This is a genomic window from Bacillus nitratireducens (genome assembly GCF_036320425.1).
GTDB classification, from domain to species: domain Bacteria; phylum Bacillota; class Bacilli; order Bacillales; family Bacillaceae_G; genus Bacillus_A; species Bacillus_A nitratireducens.
Window position 1 is genome coordinate 1 of the sequence record NZ_JAUMJO010000075.1, and the last position, 211, is coordinate 211.

Annotated in this window: 2 tRNA genes; both read left to right on the forward strand. The window is 58.3% G+C overall.

From position 1 onward, the window contains the following. The first annotated feature begins 47 nt into the window (after positions 1-47). Positions 48-121, forward strand: a tRNA-Arg gene (locus tag Q3V31_RS30915). 10 nt (positions 122-131) lie between these two features. Continuing rightward, positions 132-205: transfer RNA gene (locus Q3V31_RS30920), tRNA-Pro, on the forward strand. The last annotated feature ends 6 nt before the right edge of the window (positions 206-211 follow it).

Here is a 211-nt window from a genome sequence, read left to right on the forward strand (position 1 = left end):
GGTGGGTGACCACCGTGCGGGTTCGACCCCCGCCCTCGGCACCATATGCGCCCGTAGCTCAATTGGATAGAGCGTTTGACTACGGATCAAGAGGTTAGGGGTTCGACTCCTCTCGGGCGCGCTTTTATTAACGGGAAGTGGCTCAGCTTGGTAGAGCACCTGGTTTGGGACCAGGGGGTCGCAGGTTCAAATCCTGTCTTCCCGATTTTCC